Genomic DNA, 480 nt, shown 5'->3' on the forward strand with positions numbered 1-480 from the left:
GATGCTCACCAACCTCGAAGGCCNGCTGAAGCAGCAGAGCGCCGCCCACCGTCTGGATGAAGTGCTGGCGGAAATCCCCCGCGTGCGCGAGGACCTCGGCNTCATCCCGCTGGTCACCCCGACCTCGCAGATTGTCGGCACCCAGGCGGTGCTCAACGTCCTGACCGGCGAGCGCTATAAAACCATCGCGAAGGAGACCGCCGGTATCCTGAANGGCGAGTACGGCCGCACCCCGGCGCCGGTGAACGCCGCCCTGCAGGCGCGGGTGCTTGAGGGCGCCGACCCGGTGACCTGCCGCCCGGCCGACCTGCTGAAGCCGGAGCTGGCGCAGCTGGAAGCCGACGTCAAACGCCAGGCGCAGGAGAAGGGCATCACGCTTGCCGAAAACGCCATCGACGACGTGCTCACCGTGGCGCTGTTCCCGCAGCCAGGCCTGAAGTTCCTCGAAAACCGCCACAACCCGGCGGCCTTTGAGCCGGT

General features: G+C 68.1%; 1 pseudogene. It reads left to right on the forward strand.

The features are described 5' to 3' along the window. A pseudogene (locus tag VZP09_RS03925) lies at positions 1-480 on the forward strand (sodium-extruding oxaloacetate decarboxylase subunit alpha); the annotation flags it as partial.

It is taken from the genome of Klebsiella sp. EMBS2024, assembly GCF_036233805.1.
Classification (GTDB): Bacteria; Pseudomonadota; Gammaproteobacteria; order Enterobacterales; family Enterobacteriaceae; genus Klebsiella; species Klebsiella pneumoniae.